At 55.1% G+C, this 20,763-nt stretch carries 15 protein-coding genes and 1 pseudogene; 8 read left to right on the forward strand and 8 right to left on the reverse strand.

The window, feature by feature from the left end; translation table 11 throughout:
• Positions 1-19: 19 nt before the first annotated feature.
• From pstA to ACIQ20_RS00450, 3 genes and pseudogenes are all read right to left on the reverse strand, one after another.
• A complete protein-coding gene (gene pstA, locus ACIQ20_RS00440; protein WP_395776328.1) occupies positions 20-1,849 on the reverse strand; it encodes a phosphate ABC transporter permease PstA in 1,830 nt (609 codons plus the stop codon).
• Positions 1,842-3,242, reverse strand: coding sequence for a phosphate ABC transporter permease subunit PstC (gene pstC, locus ACIQ20_RS00445; RefSeq protein ID WP_395776330.1), 1,401 nt, complete (start codon positions 3,240-3,242; stop codon positions 1,842-1,844). Before pstC ends, pstA begins: the two co-directional genes overlap by 8 nt.
• Positions 3,243-3,364: 122 nt before the next feature.
• Positions 3,365-4,210, reverse strand: a pseudogene (locus tag ACIQ20_RS00450) (sensor histidine kinase); the annotation flags it as partial.
• 759 nt (positions 4,211-4,969) lie between these two features.
• On the opposite strand from ACIQ20_RS00450, the gene ACIQ20_RS00455 reads away from it, so the two are divergent.
• Entirely contained in the window at positions 4,970-5,362 is a 393-nt protein-coding gene (locus tag ACIQ20_RS00455; protein WP_395776332.1) for a cytochrome c, read from the forward strand.
• Between the two features lie 102 nt (positions 5,363-5,464).
• Positions 5,465-8,083: an ATP-dependent chaperone ClpB gene (clpB, locus tag ACIQ20_RS00460; protein ID WP_395776334.1), complete on the forward strand. Its 2,619-nt coding sequence runs from the start codon at positions 5,465-5,467 to the stop codon at positions 8,081-8,083.
• A gap of 24 nt (positions 8,084-8,107) precedes the next feature.
• Here clpB and ACIQ20_RS00465 read toward each other — a convergent pair whose 3' ends face one another.
• The gene (locus ACIQ20_RS00465) at positions 8,108-8,554 is read right to left on the reverse strand and encodes a hypothetical protein (RefSeq protein WP_395776336.1); all 447 of its coding nucleotides are present in this window, start codon (positions 8,552-8,554) and stop codon (positions 8,108-8,110) included.
• Between the two features lie 212 nt (positions 8,555-8,766).
• On the opposite strand from ACIQ20_RS00465, the gene ACIQ20_RS00470 reads away from it, so the two are divergent.
• The 6 genes from ACIQ20_RS00470 to ACIQ20_RS00495 all read left to right on the forward strand — a co-directional run bounded on the left by ACIQ20_RS00470 (position 8,767) and on the right by ACIQ20_RS00495 (position 15,359).
• On the forward strand, positions 8,767-11,430 hold the full coding sequence (locus ACIQ20_RS00470) for a hypothetical protein (RefSeq protein ID WP_395776338.1): 2,664 nt from the start codon (positions 8,767-8,769) through the stop codon (positions 11,428-11,430).
• 100 nt (positions 11,431-11,530) lie between these two features.
• On the forward strand, positions 11,531-12,157 hold the full coding sequence (locus ACIQ20_RS00475) for a VOC family protein (protein ID WP_395776340.1): 627 nt from the start codon (positions 11,531-11,533) through the stop codon (positions 12,155-12,157).
• A gap of 78 nt (positions 12,158-12,235) precedes the next feature.
• Positions 12,236-12,655 carry a hypothetical protein gene (locus tag ACIQ20_RS00480; protein ID WP_395776342.1) on the forward strand — a complete coding sequence of 140 codons (420 nt, stop codon included), beginning with the start codon at positions 12,236-12,238 and terminating at the stop codon, positions 12,653-12,655.
• Positions 12,656-12,690: 35 nt separating this feature from the next.
• Positions 12,691-12,888 (forward strand): DUF4169 family protein, encoded by a 198-nt coding sequence (locus ACIQ20_RS00485; RefSeq protein WP_395776344.1) that lies wholly within the window; start codon positions 12,691-12,693, stop codon positions 12,886-12,888.
• Positions 12,875-13,090: a ribbon-helix-helix domain-containing protein gene (locus tag ACIQ20_RS00490; protein WP_395776346.1), complete on the forward strand. Its 216-nt coding sequence runs from the start codon at positions 12,875-12,877 to the stop codon at positions 13,088-13,090. The genes ACIQ20_RS00485 and ACIQ20_RS00490 overlap by 14 nt, the downstream gene beginning before the upstream one ends.
• Before the next feature lie 4 nt (positions 13,091-13,094).
• Positions 13,095-15,359, forward strand: coding sequence for a S9 family peptidase (locus ACIQ20_RS00495; RefSeq protein ID WP_395776348.1), 2,265 nt, complete (start codon positions 13,095-13,097; stop codon positions 15,357-15,359).
• Between the two features lie 21 nt (positions 15,360-15,380).
• Here ACIQ20_RS00495 and ACIQ20_RS00500 read toward each other — a convergent pair whose 3' ends face one another.
• Genes ACIQ20_RS00500 through ACIQ20_RS00515 form a run of 4 tightly spaced genes read right to left on the reverse strand, consistent with a single transcriptional unit; the run spans position 15,381 to position 20,665 of the window.
• Complete coding sequence (locus ACIQ20_RS00500; RefSeq protein WP_395776350.1) at positions 15,381-16,001, reverse strand: glutathione S-transferase family protein; 621 nt, start codon at positions 15,999-16,001, stop codon at positions 15,381-15,383.
• Between the two features lie 39 nt (positions 16,002-16,040).
• Positions 16,041-16,907 carry a 4-(cytidine 5'-diphospho)-2-C-methyl-D-erythritol kinase gene (locus ACIQ20_RS00505; RefSeq protein WP_395776352.1) on the reverse strand — a complete coding sequence of 289 codons (867 nt, stop codon included), beginning with the start codon at positions 16,905-16,907 and terminating at the stop codon, positions 16,041-16,043.
• Positions 16,908-16,914: 7 nt separating this feature from the next.
• Complete coding sequence (locus tag ACIQ20_RS00510; RefSeq protein ID WP_395776354.1) at positions 16,915-18,678, reverse strand: tetratricopeptide repeat protein; 1,764 nt, start codon at positions 18,676-18,678, stop codon at positions 16,915-16,917.
• 19 nt (positions 18,679-18,697) lie between these two features.
• Entirely contained in the window at positions 18,698-20,665 is a 1,968-nt protein-coding gene (locus ACIQ20_RS00515) for a tetratricopeptide repeat protein (RefSeq protein ID WP_395776356.1), read from the reverse strand.
• Positions 20,666-20,763 lie beyond the last annotated feature (98 nt).

Genomic DNA, 20,763 nt, shown 5'->3' on the forward strand with positions numbered 1-20,763 from the left:
TGAGAACGTATTCATGGATTTACCACCTGCGCTCGAACTTGCGTCGCAGGAAGATTGCGACAGCGTTCATCAATATCATGAAGAGAAGTAGGATCAGAATAGCCACAGCCGTGCGTGGCTCCCAAGCTCGTTCAGGACGGCCGGCCCACATGAAAAGCTCAACGGGCAGAACAGTCGCGGAGTCAGTGAAGCTGGTCGGCACATCGGCGATGAAAGCCACCATGCCGATCATCAGCAATGGTGCCGTTTCACCCAAAGCGTGGGCCATCGCGAGAATTGAACCGGTCATGATGCCAGGCATGGCCAATGGCAGCACATGGTGGAAGATCGCTTGCATTTTCGAAGCACCAACACCAAGCGCCGCTTCCCGTATAGACGGTGGCACGGCTTTTAAAGCGGCCCGCGAGGCGATGATGATCACGGGCAGGCTCATTAAGGTCAGCACAATGCCACCTACAATCGGGGCAGAGCGCGGCATATTGAAGAAGGTCAAGAAAACCGCAAAGCCCAAAAGACCAAACACAATGGAGGGCACGGCGGCTAGGTTGTTGATATTGACCTCAATAAAGTCTGTTAGAGCGTTCTTGGGCGCAAATTCCTCTAGATAGACTGCGGTCGCAACCCCAATGGGCACGGCGGTGCAGAAAGTTACTAGTAGCGTTAAAATCGACCCGACAAGAGCGGAAAGAATACCCGACAATTCAGGCTCGTTCGAGTCTGAATTGGTGAAGATAGTTGTGTTAAGCGCTGGACGAATGGCCCCTTCACTCTGTAACTGACGGCCAAAAGCAATTACTTCATCATTCACAGCCCGACCGTTCTGCGGCGTGGCAATTTGGACTGTCCGCCAAGCTTGGCTGGATGTGGGCTTGCTGTCTCGTACCAAAAGAACGCCTTGCGCAGCCGATGGTGCGATTCGGGTTAGCTTGTAGGTAGCGCCACCAACTTCGACCAGAATACTGGGCTTATCGTCGTTTAGTTCGATTGCCCCACCTTCACCTTGAACTGCGGCGCGATACGCTGCAATCGTGGCTGCATCGACTTCCGTTTCGCCAGTGAGATTGTCGACAAGCGTTTGGGCCTGATCGGCCAGTGCTTTGGCGGCTGCTAAACCCGCGCCTTTAGAAGCCTCCAGCTCTGCAACCTGAGTTTTCAAGGCAGCCACTTGCGTTTGCGCAATACTCAAGCGCTGGCGCTTAAGGCCGAGTGCCGTTTCAAGTTCACTAGCAGCAACGGCCAGATCTTCGCGCAGATTGGCAACCGGCTTGGCAAAGGGTGCCCGACCACCACCTAAACTGTAGGTGCCATCTGTCATGAGGGTCGCGGTCAAAGGTTCTTGCCCCTTGCTCACCCGGGTTTCCCCGTAAGCACCCTTCAAAAACAGATCTAGATCATCATTGATAGGCAAGGCCACATCCAAGCTTTTACCAATCAAGCTTGGATCTTGAGCTAAAGTGCGCCCGATGGGGACGGCTGCCAGAGACGTCACAACATCAAACAAATCGTCCAGTTTCCCGTCTGCTTCAACCGTTGGGAAGCGTTGAATCAAGGCATCTTGGACCAAGCCATAGAAATTACCATGCTCGCGAATTTCAGATGGCACGCGTTTGCCAAAGGGATCGGCTTTCTCTGCGCTGACGTTGAGCGTCAGATGCAAGCGGTTTTCCGTTAAGGCTGGGACCGCTTGGGAGATGACCGACAACAACAGAAGACCGCAGGCCGCAATCGCAGTTGCCACCATGGTGATGCCAAACCAACGGAATCGGGTTTCAGCCGCATGCCGCCGCTTGATTTGACTGTTTACGATGTCCCGCAAAGCGGTCCGAGATGGGGCAGCAGGGTCACTCATATTTGTCTCGATATTTTTGAACGACGCGCAATGCGATGATGTTGAGGATCAAGGTCACGAAGAACAGAACAAAGCCCAGCGCAAACGCAGCATGGGTCTTGGGGCTGTCATATTCTTGGTCCCCTGTCAGCAAGGTCACGATTTGCACCGTCACGGTGGTCACCATGTCTAAGGGGTTTAGGGTGAGGTTGGCATTTTGACCAGCCGCCATGGTCACGATCATCGTCTCGCCCAGCGCTTTAGAAACAGCCAACAAAATAGAGCCAACGATACCAGGCAGCGCAGCAGGAATTACGACCCGCCCAATCGTCTCCGATTTTGTTGCGCCCATGGCATAAGAACCGTCACGCAAGGCTTGGGGCACCGCATTGATCACATCGTCCGATAGCGACGAAATGAAGGGGATAATCATAACCCCCATTACCAAACCCGCAGCTAAAGCGCTTTGTGCTGAAACATCGAGTCCGATGCTAGTCCCGATAGCCCGAATAATCGGGGCGACGGTCAACAATGCAAAGAAGCCGAATACCACCGTGGGGATGCCGGCGAGTAATTCCAATACCGGCTTCACCACAGCGCGTGCCCGGGCACTTGCATATTCAGAAAGATAAATGGCTGAGCCTAGGCCGACTGGGATCGCAATCGCCATTGCAATCACCATGATGAGCGCGGTCCCAGCGAACAAAGGCACGGCCCCAAATGCACCAGACTGGCCGATCTGATCAGCCCGAATGGCAACTTGCGGACTCCATTGTGTGCCAAACAAAAAGTCGATCGGACTGTAACTTGAAAAGAACTTCAGCGTCTCAAAAAGTAAAGATAAAACAATGCCAAGGGTGGTCAGAATAGCAATAGCTGAGGCCACCATCATGCCGGCCTTAATGCAGACCTCAACCGCGTTACGGGCGCGGAAGTCCCGCCCCAAATGCGAGCTCGACAAAAAGAAGCCTAGGGCGGCAAGGGCTAGGGCGCCTAAGCCAAAGGCCAAATTGAGATTGGCGGAAATCGCGCGCATGGCTTCCGCTGCAGCCAAAACATCCGGAGTACGTTGGCTCGGGGTCCCACCGAAGGCTATTTTGCTGGCATCGGCAAAGAATAAGTCCAGCCGCTCCTTCGGAAGGGCCAGCACCTCCGGCGCGAGGCTATGGGACAAAAGCGATCGGATTGCAGATGGGGCGATCAGCTCATGGAGCAACAAGAGAGCTAAGGCAGGCCCGACGACCCACAAGACTGCGTACCAACCATGATAACCGGGTAGGGAGTTTAAGCGGCCTTGGCCAGCGTTGGCCAGAACCAGCGCTTTGGTCGCGCCGGTTTGCCAAGCCCACGTGCCAAATGCCAGCACAATGGCTGCGGCAATCAGGCTAACAGGCACATCTGCGAACGCATCCATGAACAATCATCGCCCCTGCCAGACAATCTGACACTAATTCTCCCCCGCCCCTTAAGGGTTTGCTGAGAAGACAAGATTACATTTTTATGACACTTCGATGACACCAGCGGCGCTAGGCACGGTCAGCCTGCTTGTACTTCTGCAATTGTCCGTACAGGACCCAATTCTAGAGGTTGCGGTAGATAGACAGAGAAAGCAGTCCCTCGCCCTTGCTCGCTCTCCACCACCAATCCGCCGCGATGACGATTAACGATATGTTTGACGATTGCCAAGCCTAGTCCCGTGCCACTTTTCCCCGTAGCCGTTTCTTCGACGCGGTAAAAGCGCTCTGACAACCGCGGCAAATGTTGACGGGCAATTCCAGGGCCTGAATCCTCAACCCGCAAAGTACAATATAGCCGCTCCCGATCTACCTCTGGACTGGTAAGTGGCAAGCGCGATGCTCCGTCCCACTCGCGCATGCCTGACCTCAATGCAGATTCACGGTCGAGCCAAGCGGACAAGATGATGCGGACTTCAGACTGCGCGCCACCATATTTGAGGGCATTATCAATGAGGTTGGCAGCGATCTGTTGAATTTCGTCCCAATCCCCAATCACCCAAAGAGGATCATCGCTTGCTTTGAACTTAATGCGCTTCTGCTTATCCGGCGGCAAGCTTTCGACAATTTCCTGCACAGCGGCAGCAAAGTCAGACCGAGCGGTTGGGGCGACGTGCTCATTAAGCTCAATCCGCGACAAACTTAGCAAGTCTGAGATCAAGCGACTCATCCGATCTGCTTGCAAGTGCATGATTTCTAAAAACCGGTCGCGGGCAACCGCATCTTCCCTGGCCGGGCCACGCAGGGTTTCAATAAAGCCGATGATCCCCGCCAGAGGCGTGCGCAATTCGTGGCTGGCGTTTGCCAAGAAGTCGGCTCGCATGCGCTCGGACATGCGGGCTTCAGTCTCATCTTGGATCGACAAAAGGACAAAACGCTCTTGATCTGCCTCAAAAGCGGCAATCGAGACACGTTCATAGCGATCAACTGGCACACGACTTTCAATAGACAAAGTCCGGGTCACGCCCGTTTTGAACACGTCGCTCACTGCGTCCACCAAATTTGGTCGCCGAATCACGGCGCTAAACCGCACTTGGACAGCATCAATCGAGAAGCGGTCGCGCGCAGCTTGGTTGGTTCCGACCAAACGTCCGGCGGCATCGACAATTAGGACTGGATTGGGGGTTGCTTCGATGGCAGCGCGGGCAAACCGGACAGCGCCTAATACCAAGGTTGCTCCAGGACCTTCTCTCCCTGCGTTAGGGCTGGTAACTGCGGCGTCAGTCCCTTGTTTTTCGGGGCTTTGCACTTCGGGTGGGCCTTTTGCGGCTTTTGCGCCTAACCACCAGCCGATTGCGATTGCCAGTCCTACACCAAGCGCGCCTGTAAGCGTAAGCATCACGTTCTGGCTGAACCCATAGATCGCACCACAGGTAACGAATAGCACCCCCAGAATGGTGGCAACAGCAGGCCAATTCGGGGCGTTGCGTTCAGGCAAACTTACAGACATCGGGGCTTTTCGTAAAAGTGAAACAGGGCAGTAAGGTTAGGCTTGCACGTAGCGATGTCCGCAGGATGACAGTATTTTGACCGTTTTGCCACCCTTGCTGCCTAGCCGATAACTTCGATGAACCAGCGTAGACATAAGCTGTCAAAGGTGGGAAGTTTCGCGGGTGAGAACTGCATCATGACAGACACGAGGGACACAGCCATGTTGGCACGACTGGGCGTGAGCATTTGTTTGATTGGCAGCCTAATGGCGCCTGTTTATGCCGCTGACCTATCTGCGCCAAGTCGCTCTTTTGATGTCGGTCGCACTTTGGCAGAAACCCATTGCGCGACTTGCCATGCGATTGGCAAGAAAGGCCAGAGCCCAAATCCGAAGGCGCCACGCTTTGCTACTTTGGCGCAACGTTATCCGCTTGATAATCTGGCAGAAGCCTTCAGCGAAGGCATTCTAGTAGGCCACGGCCCCATGCCTGAGTTCCAGTTTGAGCCCGATCAAATCGAAGGCCTAATTGCTTATCTAAGAAGCATACAGAGCCCAAGGAAAAGGGCGAAGAAACGCGTTGTAAATTGAGTTTGCCCGACCCCTTGTGTTGCTGAAAGGCCACACCTAACTGAAGGGGCAACGATCCTAGTTTCTAGGTCTCCCCTGTTTTTAACTTTAGGCTTTGCAACGATGAACCTAGATAAATTCACCGAACGCGCCCGCGCCATTGTCCAAGCCGGGCAAATGGAAGCGATCAAGCGCAAGCACCAATATTTCACGCCGGAACATTTGCTAAAGGCGTTACTCGATGACGACAAACAACTGGCGGCTGGCTTGATCCGGTCTGCCGGTGGGCGGCCCGATGAAGCCAAATTGGCCACCGATGTCGCAGTAGCGGGCCTACCAGTTGTCGAAGGCGGCGAAGACAAAATCTATATGCCACCGGAGACCGCCCGGATTTTGCAGGGTGCTGAAGATGCCGCCGGTAAGGCGGGCGACAGTTTCGTTGCCGCTGAATGGCTCCTTTTGGCCATCTCAACTGCTCGCACAACCAAAGCGGCTGAAGCGCTGAAGGCGGCGGGTGTAACCCCGACCTCGCTAAACTCCGCTATCGGCATGATGCGCAGCGGCCGAACTGCCAACACCGCCAATGCAGATGATAATTATGAGGCGCTGAAGAAGTATGCGCGCGATTTAACCCAAGCTGCGCGCGACGGAAAGCTCGACCCAGTCATCGGTCGCGATGATGAAATCCGCCGTTGCGTGCAAGTTTTGTCTCGGCGTACCAAGAATAATCCAGTCGTGATCGGCGAGCCCGGCGTCGGCAAGACGGCCATTGCGGAAGGCTTGGCTTTGCGCATGGTCAATGGCGACGTTCCTGAGAGCCTGAAAAACAAAAAGCTCATGAGCTTGGATATGGGTGCCTTGATCGCAGGCGCTAAGTTCCGCGGGGAGTTTGAGGAACGCCTCAAAGCCGTCTTGAGCGAAGTTGAAGCTGCAAATGGTGGCATCGTCCTATTCATTGATGAGATGCACACCCTTGTAGGGGCTGGCAAATCCGAAGGTTCGATGGACGCGTCCAATCTGTTGAAGCCGGCCCTATCTCGCGGCCAATTGCGCTGCATCGGGGCAACGACGCTGGATGAGTACCGCAAGCATGTTGAAAAGGACCCTGCCCTTGCCCGTCGATTCCAACCTGTATTTGTTGACGAGCCTAGCGTTGAAGACACCATCTCGATTCTGCGCGGTTTGAAGGAAAAATACGAAGTCCATCATGGGGTTCGCATCTCAGATGCTGCGATTGTAGCCGCCGCGACATTGTCGAAACGTTATATCGCCGATCGCTTTTTGCCGGACAAAGCCATCGACTTAATGGATGAAGCATCGGCCCGCTTGCGCATGCAAGTCGATAGTAAGCCTGAAGAATTGGATGAAATCGACCGCAGGCTCATGCAATTGCGGATTGAAGCCTCTGCGCTAGGCAAAGAAAAAGATCCTGCATCCATCGAACGGCTAGAGCGGTTGGAGGACGAGATCGAAACGCTGCAGGCCAAGTCCGACGATATGAGCGAAACTTGGCGGCTCGAAAAAGCCAAGCTGGCCGATTCCACCAAATTGAAAGAGGAGCTCGAAAAGCTCAATCTCGAACTGGCCGATGCGACCCGCCGGGGCGATTACGCCAAAGCAGGTGAACTTCAATATGGCACCATTCCCAATCTGGAGAAGGCCTTGAAAGAGGCAGAGACTAGCGGCGAAAGCATGGTGCATGAAGTGGTCGATGCTGAGCAAATTGCCGCTGTCGTGGCCCGCTGGACGGGTGTGCCCGTAGAACGCATGCTGGAGGGCGAGCGCGAGAAACTGCTAGCAATGGAAGACTCCTTGCGCGCTCGCGTGGTTGGTCAGGAAGAGGCGCTTGAGGCCGTTTCTGATGCGGTTCGTCGATCGCGCGCAGGCCTGCAAGACCCCAACAAACCGATTGGCTCTTTCCTCTTCCTCGGCCCCACCGGGGTCGGCAAGACCGAGCTTACAAAGGCTTTAGCGGAGTTCTTGTTTGACGATGATAGTGCGGTCACACGCATCGATATGTCGGAATACATGGAGAAACACTCCGTCAGCCGCTTGATTGGCGCCCCTCCGGGCTATGTGGGCTATGATGAAGGCGGGGCTTTAACCGAGGCCGTGCGGCGCAGACCCTATCAAGTTGTGCTGTTTGATGAAGTCGAAAAGGCGCACCCAGATGTGTTCAACGTCCTCTTGCAAGTGCTGGATGATGGCCGCCTAACCGACGGCCAAGGCCGGACGGTGGACTTCAAAAATGTCATCCTTGTCATGACGTCCAATCTGGGTAGCCAGTATCTCGCGGAACAGAATGATGGAGAAGATGTTGAGCTCGTGCGGCCGATGGTGATGGAAGCTGTGCGCGGCAATTTCCGCCCTGAATTCATTAATCGGATTGACGAGATTATCTTGTTCCGACGGTTGGGCCGGGCTGAGATGGACCGGATTGTACCGATCCAATTGCGGCGTTTGGAGGCACTTTTGGCTTCCCGCGACATCAAAATCACGCTGGATGATGCCGCGAAAACCTGGTTGGCAGACAAAGGCTATGAACCTGCTTATGGCGCGCGGCCCTTAAAGCGGGTCATCCAAAAGGATGTGCAAGACCCTCTAGCTCGCCTCATTCTGTCAGGCGCGATCAAGGACGGAGAAACTGTCGTCGTGACTGCTCAACACGGCAGCGATGAGTTGAGTTTCAATGGCTTTACTGGGCAAAACGATAGTCCGCCCAAGGGCATTATCGTCAACTAAATTATTGAAAATGTTTGGTTCGAGTTAGCTAACGGCCCGAACCGGACTGATCCCAAAAGGCGGCTCGGGTGCTCTAGGGCTCTGGGTCGCGCCCCACTTCCAGCCGGCCTCGGCAAAGGCAAGTGCCGCAATCTTTGTGGTCTCGGTCATTTCCGGGCCGGGCTCGAAGCCCGCCAACCAACGCAGCGCTGCCACTAGCGCGTCTCCATCGTCTGCCTGGGCAGCGGCCAAAGCGTTTAAGAGCGTCCGCTCATCTGGCGATGGCTCAAGGCTTCCCAACTCGCCAAGACGTAGCTTCCGACCGGAGACCAATAGCAGGCTAGCCAGTTTCCGCATGGCGGCACGCGCAGTCTCAACCCGTTCTGCCGTGACCGGGCAGCGGAACACCGACGGTCCAGCCGCGCGACGCATGGCGTGAAGCGCCAGTTGCGCACCAGCTTCAAGACCATGGGTTGGTTGTGAATGGGGCATAGGATTAGTATATGCGAATTATTCTCAAATACAAGCGAAATTGGGACCTGTTGCCCGATTAGATGCGATCTTTAATCGCTGGGCTGCGGCCCCCTTTCAACCCAAAACACATCCGAAAAATTAAGGCCATTGCAACCTTTTTGGGCCATTCTAAGTTCTTATAAATGCTCACAAAATTAGGAATTCGTGTGGCAAGTTAGGGAAGCTGATCGGTGGCCATCAATGCCAACCTCATTAGTCTGTTGAATTCAGGCGGGTTTTCCAACTCGTCGGTGCAATCTATTGACTTGTCGGCCCTCACCAACACCGCCTCCGCTACCCCGACTGGACCACCAACCCAGCGTCAGATTGCGCGGATGGCGCCTTGGGATTCACGGGCTAGGCCACCGACACTCTCCCAATTAGCAACCGATGCGCTGCGCGCCAGCCGATTGGTAAATACCAGTCTGGGGTCAGGTGCAGGCTCCGCAGTTACGGACCCAAACGACAAAAGCCTGTTTATCATCCATAACGGTGTTCAGAAGTTGCAAGCTCTGGCCGATGCTGCTGCCAAGGACGGGGTTAGCGCTGAGACTCGCAAGCGCCTTCAGGATCGCATCACCAAAGGGATCGAAGAACTTAACGATCATATCAATGCGACCAAGCTCGATGGAGCCTATTTAATCGGCGGTCGTCGACTAACGCGGCACGAAGGCGAAGGCATTCCCAAGGGCCTCTTGCAATATGACACAAAGCCGCTGGTCACTGGCGAACTGACCGCAATCCCAGAAGGCTTCCTAGGAGACCGTCGTTTCTCTTTAAAAGTGACCAAAGAAGGGGTCACGACGAACTTCGATATCAATCTGTCCGAAATGGGCACGACCGATCGCAATATCGGCAATGTGACGAATTTCATAAACAGTAAGCTCGAAGCTGCAGGGTTTGAGAGCCGGTTTTCACGTGTTGAAACCACCATCCCGGCCGCAACCAAGGGCGGGACGGCAACCGTCCAACAACGGCTGCGGATCGCCACCACATCCTTCGAAACGCTTTCTTTTGAAGCCGCTGCAGGGGACACCAAGCCAGCCCTCTATGTCGCCGGCGGCAAGACGGTAGATAAAGCCACCCAAAGCGTGGTGAGCAAAATGACTAGCCTCGAAGGCACCGATAATTTGGCTTCCTTCACCTCGGACATCTCAGCCGTCAAAGGTTCCACCGTTGGCGCACGTGCTTCGGTGGTGGGCTCTGATGGCTCGCTCTATGTGATTGCCGATGCGACAGGCAAAGTGAATGGCCAAACGCCCAAAGACAAGAGCGACGTCGTTTTGATGAAATACGACACAACGGGCCAGATTGTATGGACGCGGGCTTTAGGGTCAGCGGCTCCAGCTCAAGGCTTCTCTTTGGCTATTGGAGCGGATGGAACTTTGGCCGTTGCTGGTGCCGTCAACGGTCGTGCCGATACCGCAACCAGCACAACAGGCAACGGACTTGATTCCTTTGTTGCAGCCTTTGACTCTGAAGGCCGAGACAAGTGGTATCACCAACAAGGTGCCACCGGCAGCGACAATGCAACCCATGTGCAAGTTGGCGCGGACGGCAGCGTCTTTGTCATGGGAACAACAACCAATAGTTATGGCGGGGCTACTGCTTTAGGCGGGAAAGACGTCTATCTGCAGGCTTTTGATACATCCGGCTCTGTTCGTTTTACACAGACCTTAGGCACGACAGGCGACGACACGCCAGCGGGCTTAGCGCTCGCCAATGGGCAGGCGGTTGCGGTCTGGAATGAGAGCGGCGGCGCGCGCATGGGCAAATTTGATGCTTTGACCGGTGCAGCCAGCGGCGCGACCAATAACCTTGCTGCTAGCAATTTAAGCGCCGTAACGATGGTGGCTTCTGACTCGAGTGGCCGATTATTCTTAGCGGGGCGTACGGCCACCGATGCAACGGCAAACAAATTAGTCGCCATGGACATAAGTTCCGAAACCGTAATGTTCCAAGCCCAATCAGCGGGTGAGTCAATCCGCGCACTCACTGCTGCTGGCGATCAGGTGGCCTATGCGACTGAGACCGTCACCGTGACGCCTGCCGATGGCTCCACCCCTGCAAGCACGGCACGCGAAAGCTCTATCGTCGGCCTTGATGCGGATACCGGCGTGCAGGCGTTTAGTCGCGCGGCACCACAATTGGCTGATGCGCCGATTTCCATTGCCCTCGCCCCATCCGTTTCCCAAAGTCTCGATTCCATGGGTATTCCGCAAGGGACCCTTAGCTTTGGCATTTCTGATGCCTTGACCGACCGCACTGGACTTCGCACAGGCGACCAGTTTAGCGTCATGGTGAATGGCGGTAGCGAGAAGAAGATCACGATCGCGCAGGGCGAGACTATGCGGACTTTGGCGGCGAAGCTAAACCGCGTCCTGATGCGCGATGGAACGGCTGAGGCCCGTTCGCTCAAAGGTATTGAGAGCTTGGTCATCACGCCAAAAGCAGGCGACCGGATTGAATTGAAGGCCACGGATGGGGTTGCCGACGCGCTAACCCAGTTGGGCCTTGAACCGGGTGTAGCTATTCCACGGCCTGCGCCTAAAAAGCCTGGCACTAAATCCGTTTCGGATCCACCCCCCATTATTGCCTTGGAAATGCCGTTAGAGGGCGATGTCTCGGACAAGACCAAAGCGAAGGCTTTGGCAGATTCCTTTGACGGCGTTCTCAGACGCCTGCGTATTGGCTATCGGGAAATCTCCAGCGACCCAACACAAGTCGAATTGCGCAAACAAAATGCTGCTAACGCAGCCCAAAAAGCAGGTGGCAGCACGGCTGGCGTGGCCTACTACAATCGCCAGACCGCCTTAGGTCAAGATGCACTGCGCCGCCTTGGCGTTGTTGCTTAAACAAGCATTTCCTAGACCAAAATCCTGAAAAGCTGATTTGAGCTTGCATCTGGTCCCGCAACTTCTAAACAAAAGATATATCCTATGAGGGGCGGTGACCATGTTTCAGTCAGTGAAGGCACTCTTTCTTTCAGGCGTCCTAGCAGCTGGATTGGGGCTGGGCTTCGCAGTAGCGCAACAAGCTGCGCCGTCTGGCCAGAGCGCTGAACCAGCCAAAGACCCTACCAAGATTGCTACGCCAGTTGAGCGTGTGCCCATAGATATCCGCCGCACCACCATCATTGTGCGAGATATGGAAACATCGCTGAAACTCTATCGCGATGGTTTAGGCATGCGGGTCAATTATGATGAGCGCATGAATGTTTCTAGTCCGGCCTTTGCTCAAGGCGGGCCACCACGGCCAATTCGATTGGTGTTGTTGAACGCCAATGATCCTTGGATCGGCTGGATCGGCCTCATTCAATACACGGATCAGCCCGATCACCCAAAGGTCAAACAACCCGAAGTATTGGGACCGGGCAGCCATATCATGGTTGCAGCGGTGGCTGACGCGCAAAAGGCTTGTGATGCTGCCAAGACGGCTCCTGGCGTGCGAATGGTGGTGGAACCCAAAGTCTCGGTCTATCCGCCTCGCATCCCCGGTGCGCCGCCTATTCGGGTATTAGGATGTCAGTTCTTTGATGCTGATGGTGCTTATCTTGAACTCAACCAAACTTTGCCACAATAAAGTTTGAGTTGAAGGACTGGCCTACTTGCAATTGGCCCAGCGCCTGCAAGGTCTAGCGCAGTAATTAGGTGAGTGATTATGCGTGCCAATTTGATCCTTGTTTCGCTTTTGGCGGGGTGGAGCTTGCAAGCTTTCGCCCAACCAAGTCCTCAACAAAACGCACCTCAGCCCAAATCGGCACAAGCTCAAGCCGACAAGGCGGAAGATCCTGCCGGGCTCGTACGCCTCGAAGACTCTCTGTTGTGTGCTGCGGCAATCCAAATAACGGCCATGGCCGCCCCGTCTTGGGCACGCGAACCAGGTGTTAGCGACAGCGGCAACCGCTGGCTAGCAGAGGTCTATGCCGCGGCAGAGGCATATGGCATTTCGAGCGATAAAGTACCTCAACTGGTTCAAGGCGAGATGGAACGGCAACTTCAAGAGGCTGTCATGAAGCCAGAAGCTTTATCTCGACGCGCCTATAACTGCGCAGCCAGCCCGCCAATCCCTTCCCGCTGATGGATTTTCAGGCCCGCACAGGCTAAAATCGGTTCATGGCTGAGATCATCAATCTAAGACAAGCCCGCAAAGCCAAAGCGCGCGATGAACACAGCGCCAAAGGCGACGCCAATCGTGTGGTCTTCGGTCGCACGAAGCAAGAAAAGCTTGCCACAGAAAAGGCCAAAAATCAGACGAAGACGCGGCTAGATGGACATTTCCTGACCAAGGCCACAGATCATGAGCTTGATTAAGCGATCGGTATCTCTTGAAGGACACGCGACAAGCGTCGCGCTGGAGGCTGAATTCTGGGCGGCGCTTGAGACGAATGCGCGTCTGCGACGATTGTCGCTCGCCGGGTTGATCGGCGAGATTGACAGCCAACGAGGCGAACGCCCCTTAGCAAGCGCCCTGCGGGTGTGGGCGCTTTTGCATCAAGGCTTGCCGGAAGGCTGAACCCTTGCCAAATAGACGGATGCGCCCTGTTCTGACCTTGCTGGCGATTCTCGCCATTCTACCCGCCCTTGTGCATGCACAAGCCGTCCCTGCCGCTGCGCCCGCCTCTGGAAGCATTACGCTGGACCGACTGTTTGAAGATCCTGCTCTTAATGGGCCTGTCGCGCGAGCGCCCAAATTCTCGCCGGACGGCAAACTGGTAACGTGGCTTCGGCCCAATGAGCGCGATTTCTTACGCCTCGACCTTTGGGCGGCACCTGTCGGTGGTGGCGCACCCTTTATGCTGGTTGATTCCAAAGCATTGGTGCCCGATGAGGGCGCATTATCAGAAGCGGAAGCTGCGCGGCGAGAACGCCAACGTTTAGCAGGGACGCGCGGCCTTGTTTCCTATGATTGGGATAAAAAGGGCGAGGCTATTCTGGCCCCACTGGGTGGCGACCTCTATTATGTACAAGTTGCAAACCCCAGCGCCCCGCGCCGCCTGACGCGCACACCCGAGTTTGAGACGGATGCTCAAATCTCCCCCGCAGGTGGTTATGTCTCTTTCATTCGCGACGGACAATTGATTGCCCTCAAGCTTGGTGCGAATGAAGAACTAGCGCTGTCACCTGCTGCAAGCGACGCCATCACATACGGTATGGCGGAATTCATCGCCCAAGAGGAAATGGACCGTAATACGGGCTATTGGTGGTCACCGAACGACGATCGCATCGTCTACACCCAAGTCGATGAGACTGCGGTCGCCCTTATCCCGCGCGTTGAGATTGGCGCAAGCCAAACAGAAATTGTTCAGCAACGTTATCCGCGCGCTGGGGCCACCAATGCAAGCGTAAGCTTGTTCATCAAGGACTTAGCGACGGGCAATGTGGTACCGGTCGATTTGGGCGAGAATGACGACATCTATGTCGCGCGGGTCAATTGGTCGAAGGATGGCCAAACCCTGTATGTCCAGCGGCAAAATCGGGCTCAAACACGGCTAGACCTTCTCATGGTTGACCCTGCAACAGGTCAGTCGAAAGTCATCCTCACCGAAGCGGATTTGGTTTGGCTGAACCTCACCAATGACTTTACGCCATTGGCATCAGGCGATTTCTTGTGGACCAGCGAGCGGACAGGTTGGCGTCATATAGAACGACGCAAGCGGGATGGGACAGGCGTTCAAGTTCTCACCACCGGTACATGGGCCGTTTCACAAATTGCTGGCGTCGATGAGGCGGCAGGCCGTGTCTTTTTCATGTCGAATAAGGACGATAGCTTAGAGCAGCGCCTTTATTCTGCCCCGTTAGCCAAGCGCCGCGCACCCAGTGCAGTGACGGCAAGTGGCGGCAATTGGGGCGTGGCGATGGCCACCACGGGCAAAGCCTTTCTCGGCACCTATTCAGATCCCACAACACCCCCTCGCCTTGGGCTCTATGAAGCTAATGGCAGGCTCGTTCGGTGGATTGAAGAAAACAAGCTCGACGAAAAGCATCCTTGGGCACCCTATCTCGCGAAACGGGCAAATGTGCGATTTGGCACGTTAACTGGTCCGTCGGGTGATGTTCTCAATTGGTCATTGCAATTGCCGTCTAATTTTGATCCCAGCAAAAAATGGCCAGTTATCGTCTATGTCTACGGCGGCCCTGGTGTACAAGTTGTCAGGCGAGGATGGGGTAGCAACACCGATCAACTCCATGCAGCGCGCAGCTACATTGTGTTTTCCATCGACAATCGCGGCACGCCTAACCGGGGCCGCAGCTTTGAGCGCGCGATTCGTGGAAAATTGGGTGGGCCAGAAGTTGAGGACCAATTGGCGGGTCTCGCCTTCCTGAAAGCGCAACCCTATGTCGACCCATCGCGCATTGGCGTGTGGGGTTGGTCCTACGGCGGGTACATGGCGTTGCGGTTGGCGACCGAGGCACCGGAAGCCTACTCGGCTTATGTCTCTGGTGCGCCCGTTACAGATTGGTCCTTGTACGACACACATTATACTGAACGATATATGGGCAAGCCCCAGGACGAAGCTGACGTTTACACTAGGGCATCGGTTCTGCCACGCTTGAAAAACGTTAAGCGCCCCCTTTTGATCCTGCATGGCATGGCGGACGACAATGTGACCTTTGACAATTCGACCGCGGCGTTTGACGCCTTGCAGGCAGCTTCGATCCCGTTTGAGACCATGGTCTATCCGGGGCAGAAGCACGGCATTCGCGAAAAAGCGCGGGCCAAGCACGTCCAACTCACGATCTTAAACTTCTTTGATCGCACGTTAGGGCCCGGACCGCGCTAGCTCTTTGTTGCTGAAGTCTTATCAAGCGAAGCGGTAAGGGCCGCCTTTTTCAAGGGCGGCTTGCCATTGCGGCCGGGCATGAAGGCCTTCGAGCCAAGCTTTCATGTTCGGCAACATGCCCAAAGCGCCTTGGCCTTTGGCGATCTCGCCGACAAAACTCATTTGGATATCAGCACCGGTCAATCGATCGCCAACGAGGAATTGTTTTCCTGCCAATGCCCCTTCGACATAGGACAAGTGGTTCATGATCTCGCCTGTGATGCGCGGCATCAGAGGTGCAGCGGCATCTCCTAAACGACCCGTATAAAGGGCCAAGAGAAAGGGCAACATGGCAGAACCTTCAGCAAAGTGTAGCCAGTGGGCATAGGTCGGATAAAGTGGCGAAGCAAAATCAACGGCGAGATCAGGCCCATAGCGACGTGCCAGTACGTCAATAATCATCCCAGATTCTGCCAAGACTTCCCCATCGTCCGTCACCACAGGCGACTTGCCCAACGGATGGACTTCCTTCAATTCGGGCGGTGCAAGATTTGTCACGGCATCGCGCTGATACTTCTTGATTTCATAGGGCGTTCCCATTTCTTCCAGAAGCCATAGAATCCGCTGCGAACGAGAATCATTAAGGTGATGCACGATGATCATAAAAACCCCCAAGAATTAGCTGTAGTCCATCCACAGCCATTAGATGCGATCTGCCTCGACCCAAAAGCCACGATTGGCAAGGCCTGTAAGAACAAAATTTTTCCCTGCTTGGGCGGCTAGCTCGTCGTCATACAGCGCAAAGCATGTTGCACCCGAACCTGACATCCGAACAAAGCGAACATCCGGGCTGGCTGTTAAGTGCTCCATCGCTTCAGCAACCTCAGGCACCAGACTGATAGCAGCCCGTTCGAGGTCATTGGGCACTTCGCACAGATAAGCCAACAAGCTTTCGCGCTCCGACACATCGGGGACAGGCCGAATGACAATGTCGAGCCCCGCCCCTAATTCGTCATAAGCGCGATAGACAGGCCCGGTTGGGCAAGGCACTCCCGGATTAACAAGAACTACCCCCATAGCAGCCAGCGGCCCAATGGGGGTCAACGTCTCCCCCGTTCCCGTCATGTGCACCGGCTGGCCTGTAAGACAGGCTGGCACATCAGCGCCTAATTGGGCACCTAGCACCAAAAGGTCTGGCAGCGGGAGGTTGAGCTCCCAAAAATTATTTAAAGCGTGCAGGGCCGCGGCAGCATCGGCAGAGCCCCCACCGATCCCAGATGCAATCGGCAAATTCTTCATCAGGCGAATGTTAGCTTTGGCAGGTATCCCCCCCACATCGGCAAGGATTTGTGCGGCGCGGCAGACCAAATTGTCCTTACCAGCACTCAAGCTCTCGCTAAACGGACCTGAAATCTCCAGTTCCAAGTCCGTCGCGGTTCCCACCAAGAGGTGATCGCCGAGTCTTTTGGTGAAGCAGACAAGGCTGTCGAGAGGGTGACGTCCATCAACCTGTGGCGGCCCGACCCTCAAAGTCAGATTGAGTTTGGCAGGGGCAAAATAGGCGGTCATTTTCCGCTCAGTTAGACTTGTTCTGGGCCAAAATGGCAGCATCCGCCGCTCGGCTTGGATCAGGGGGCAAACCATCGCTCAACTTCATTTCCAGTGCTTTAGTTTGTTCTGCTGTTGGCGTTAGCGTCAAAGCACGTCGCCATTCCAGACGGGCCTCTTCAATCCGCCCGGTTCGCCAATAGACGTCACCCAAGTGGTCGGCCACTTCAGCGAGATTGGGGGCAAGCCCCGCAGCGCGCTCAAGCATGGTTGCAGCCTCTTCATGGCGTCCACTTTTGAACAAAGCCCAGCCATAAGAATCCAAAATCGCCCCTGACCTTGGGCGCAGCCGCATCGCATTGCGCAACATGACCAGCGCTTCGTCTAGATTTTCGCCGCGATCCGCCATGGCATAGCCTAGATAGTTCAAGACATTGGGCTGATTGGGCGCGGCAGCTTTTGCCAGTCGTAAATCTCCCAAAGCCTCTGGCCAACGGCCAAGGCGCTCGCGTGCGCCGCCTCGCCCGAAATAGAGTGGCCAAGTCTCGGTTGGCGACCAAGAGGCCGCTAAACTCTGTTCAATCAGGCTGTCATAGGCGGCCTCAGCTTCGGCATCGAGCCTGTTGGCTGACAGCATATCGGCCAACAGAGTCATGGCCGCAAAGCTTGAAGGATACTTGGTCACAAGCCCTCGCGCTTCCAGCAAGGCTTGCTTTGGATCATGCGCATAGACAAGCCAAGCTAGTTCCGTGCGAGTGGCGACAAAATCGGGACTGACGTTAGCAACACGCGCCAGATAGGGTTCAGCGAGCTCATTATAGCCGTGACTGGCCAGATGTTGGCCCAATGCCGCAGACACTTCATCGGAAGTCGGATGCAGGAAAGCCAAAAGAAATAGCAGGTCTGAGGTTTCGGTCGGCGGCCGGCTATCCTTCATGGCCTCAACCAAGGTCAGTAGGCCGACGGCGCTATGGTCCTGCACGTTGATAGCCACATTGCCCTTATCGCCTGCCCGCACCCGTGCCAAGGTGCCGGTGAAGGCCGAGGCTTTCACTGTCCCGCGTTCAGATAAAGGTGTTAAAAGAGCCTCTGCCTTGTCCCGCTGGCCGACTGATAGCAGAAGCTCGCTATAAAACCGTAAGCCCGCAGGCGAGTCTTGCCCGAGGCTGCGCGCTTTTTCAAACAAAGCAATCGCTTCTTGTTGGCGCTTGGCGCGCACCAAAATCAGCGCACGCGACATAAGGCCAGCGTCTTCCAGTTCGGTAATACCTGTGACTTGGCTTGCCAGATCATAAGCCTTTGACCCTTGCCCTTGCCCTAAGCGCGCATAGGCGCGGATGTGGTTAGCAAATTGGGTCAGGCTCGGACTGAATTTTTGCCCTTCCAGCGTGCGAACGACATCTTGATATCGCCCCTGTCCGAGGGCCTCGATTGCCAAGGCCAAAACGGCCTTTGGGGGACGCTGGCTAGGTGCAACCAATTTAGCCATGCGCACCACCATGCCTATGTTACCCACCTCGAGGTTTGCGGCGGTCGCCCGGTCATATAGGTCTAAGTCGGTTGTTCGACGAAAGTAGGCCCTCGCCCAAGCTTGTGCCGCCAATTTTGGGTTGGCGACCCCTTGCGCATATCGCCCAGCCAAAGTTGCAGCAAAGATATCTGCATCCGATCGTTGCAGCAAAACTGGCGCACCCGGTTTGGCGGCAGATAAGCCCACTTGCACAGAGTTTTGAGCAGAAGCCTGTGGTACACCCCAACACATAAGAACCGCAGCAACGGTCAACGCGCGCATAACAAGAATTGGCCTCTGCTTAAACACTACCGGGTTCCGCAATGATTGGTGCCATTCTTTGCACGGGTGCTGGCCCCTTAAGGCCATTTTTTAGTTTTTCTTCCAACTCAACTTTCTTGAAATAATGACCGCCAAAGTCTTTCACCATTTGCCACATGCGGCGCGCTTCGCCTTTTTTGCCCTGATGCCAATAGACGTCGCCCAGATTGTCATAAATCTCTGGGTCTGGCGTGTCCTTGCGCATGTCCACCGCTTTTTCGATCAAGCGTTGCGCTTCATCTAGTTGCCCAAGCTTATAATGCGCACGGCCCAGTGAGTCCGTTATCGCCCCAGAATAGGGTCGAAGCTCATACGCTTTCTGTAATAACTGAAAGCCTTCGTCCACGTTGATATCATACTCAACCAGCGTATAGCCCAAAGCATTCATAAAGAGCGGTGAACGGGGCATTTCTTCCAACGCATCGCGCAGGAGTTGCACACCTTCAGCACGTGTTCCAGAGAATTGCGCGAGGACGCTACCCAAGGATAGCTTGGCGCGGCCATCTGCTCCGAGCATCTTCAAACTTTCGCGCGCAGCAGGCAGGCCTTCGCTATGTGTCGACGGTTCCCGTGCGAGGAAGAGGCCCGCCGAGCCACGGACAGGATTTTCTGGCTTCAGTTTCTTTACCAGCGCGCGGGCTATCTCAATAGCTTCGGCTTTTTGGCCTAAATCATAATGTGCGCGCATCAAGCTCAATCGGGCCAAGTCTTCATCCCATTCACCTGTGCCACGTGCGGCAGCAGCACTCTTACTGGCACTGTCAAATGCGCCTTTGAAGTCCCCTCGAGCGCCCCGAATACTGGCATGTAAGTCCCACCAACGTCGGTCGCGAAGGCTTTGCGGAATTTGATCCAATAGCGCTGCCGCACTGGAAGCGTCTTCAAGGCTGAGGTGTAGGACCGCTTTTTCGCGACGCACCTCGTCCATTCGATCACCGGTTGCAATCGGGGCTAACGTCTCTAATGCAGCCTTGTCTTCGTCAATTTCCGCTAGGGCTTCGGATAAAGAAAACCGTGCAGATTGATTGGATGGATCAATCTTCAGAGCCGTCCGCAGCAACAAGGCATCTCCGACGAACAGGGCATCCGCGTCAGGCTTTTCAGTTACCTCATCAGACTTTGCGGCATCCCCGTCTTTTTGCTGTTGATTGGCTTGAAAAATCCGGACGAGCATCATCGCCGAGGCATAATTGCTCATCAAAGAGCTAAGGCTTGCCTGCGGCAACATCGCGGCTAACGGCTTTGGCTTTCCAGCGGCAATTGTCTCACGAAATTGGGTTTCGAGCGGATCGAGCCCTTTTGGTTCACCAAAAATCTCGTCATGGGCCTTTAGGGCGTCACTCTTGCGGCCGGCTTGGGCCAACAAAGTCACGTAGCGTTTGCTCAAATCGCGCACGAAATGCAGTTCACCAGCCTTTTGCGCCTGTGCATAATAACCCAAAGCCGCATTTACTTGGCCATTTTGCTCAGCCAAGAGGCCACGGTAGGCATTGAAGAATGGCCGATTTCCGTCTCCACCATAGACTTCCCATGTGTTGATTGCCCGATCTAACTTGCCTTGGCCAACATGAGCCCAAGTGACCAAACCTGCAGTCAACATGTCATCCTTATCACTGTCGCGCAGCGTGTCGGTGACATCTTGATAACTTTGCTGGCTAAAGGCCCGAACGCCGCTGTAATAAAGGGTCGTGCTCGTATCCCCTCCGGCCCGACCGAGCGCAGCGATTGATTTAAAAGCGAAGTCCAGATCGTCGTCGATTAAGGCTTGGCGGATCGCATCCCCCAAACTGAGGCCTGCATAAGCCCGCTCTCGCGCAACAGCGCCTGAGGTATCGGCGTCTGGCGTTCGCTCGGTAACAGGCGGCGCAGAAGCCCACGCCATCGGTGCCATAAGCGATGAGCCCAAAAGGATGGTGGTGGTCGCAAATAGGACTGCTCTGAGGCGCATGGCAACATCCTGCTGGTAGCTTGGATAAAGGGATCGACCAAGAATTGGTCCAAGATTAAACTGGCGCTGATTGGATGAGCAAACAAGGGCTAGACAAA

This window comes from Aquidulcibacter sp., from assembly GCF_044346625.1.
GTDB lineage: Bacteria > Pseudomonadota > Alphaproteobacteria > Caulobacterales > Aquidulcibacteraceae > Aquidulcibacter.

Coding starts and splice junctions, on each gene's coding strand:
- pstA (WP_395776328.1), bottom strand. CDS start 1,849: ATGAGTGACCCTGCTGCCCCATCTCGGACCGCTTTGCGGGACATCGTA.
- pstC (WP_395776330.1), bottom strand. CDS start 3,242: ATGGATGCGTTCGCAGATGTGCCTGTTAGCCTGATTGCCGCAGCCATT.
- ACIQ20_RS00455 (WP_395776332.1), top strand. CDS start 4,970: ATGACAGACACGAGGGACACAGCCATGTTGGCACGACTGGGCGTGAGC.
- clpB (WP_395776334.1), top strand. CDS start 5,465: ATGAACCTAGATAAATTCACCGAACGCGCCCGCGCCATTGTCCAAGCC.
- ACIQ20_RS00465 (WP_395776336.1), bottom strand. CDS start 8,554: ATGCCCCATTCACAACCAACCCATGGTCTTGAAGCTGGTGCGCAACTG.
- ACIQ20_RS00475 (WP_395776340.1), top strand. CDS start 11,531: ATGTTTCAGTCAGTGAAGGCACTCTTTCTTTCAGGCGTCCTAGCAGCT.
- ACIQ20_RS00480 (WP_395776342.1), top strand. CDS start 12,236: ATGCGTGCCAATTTGATCCTTGTTTCGCTTTTGGCGGGGTGGAGCTTG.
- ACIQ20_RS00485 (WP_395776344.1), top strand. CDS start 12,691: ATGGCTGAGATCATCAATCTAAGACAAGCCCGCAAAGCCAAAGCGCGC.
- ACIQ20_RS00490 (WP_395776346.1), top strand. CDS start 12,875: ATGAGCTTGATTAAGCGATCGGTATCTCTTGAAGGACACGCGACAAGC.
- ACIQ20_RS00500 (WP_395776350.1), bottom strand. CDS start 16,001: ATGATCATCGTGCATCACCTTAATGATTCTCGTTCGCAGCGGATTCTA.
- ACIQ20_RS00505 (WP_395776352.1), bottom strand. CDS start 16,907: ATGACCGCCTATTTTGCCCCTGCCAAACTCAATCTGACTTTGAGGGTC.
- ACIQ20_RS00510 (WP_395776354.1), bottom strand. CDS start 18,678: ATGCGCGCGTTGACCGTTGCTGCGGTTCTTATGTGTTGGGGTGTACCA.
- ACIQ20_RS00515 (WP_395776356.1), bottom strand. CDS start 20,665: ATGCGCCTCAGAGCAGTCCTATTTGCGACCACCACCATCCTTTTGGGC.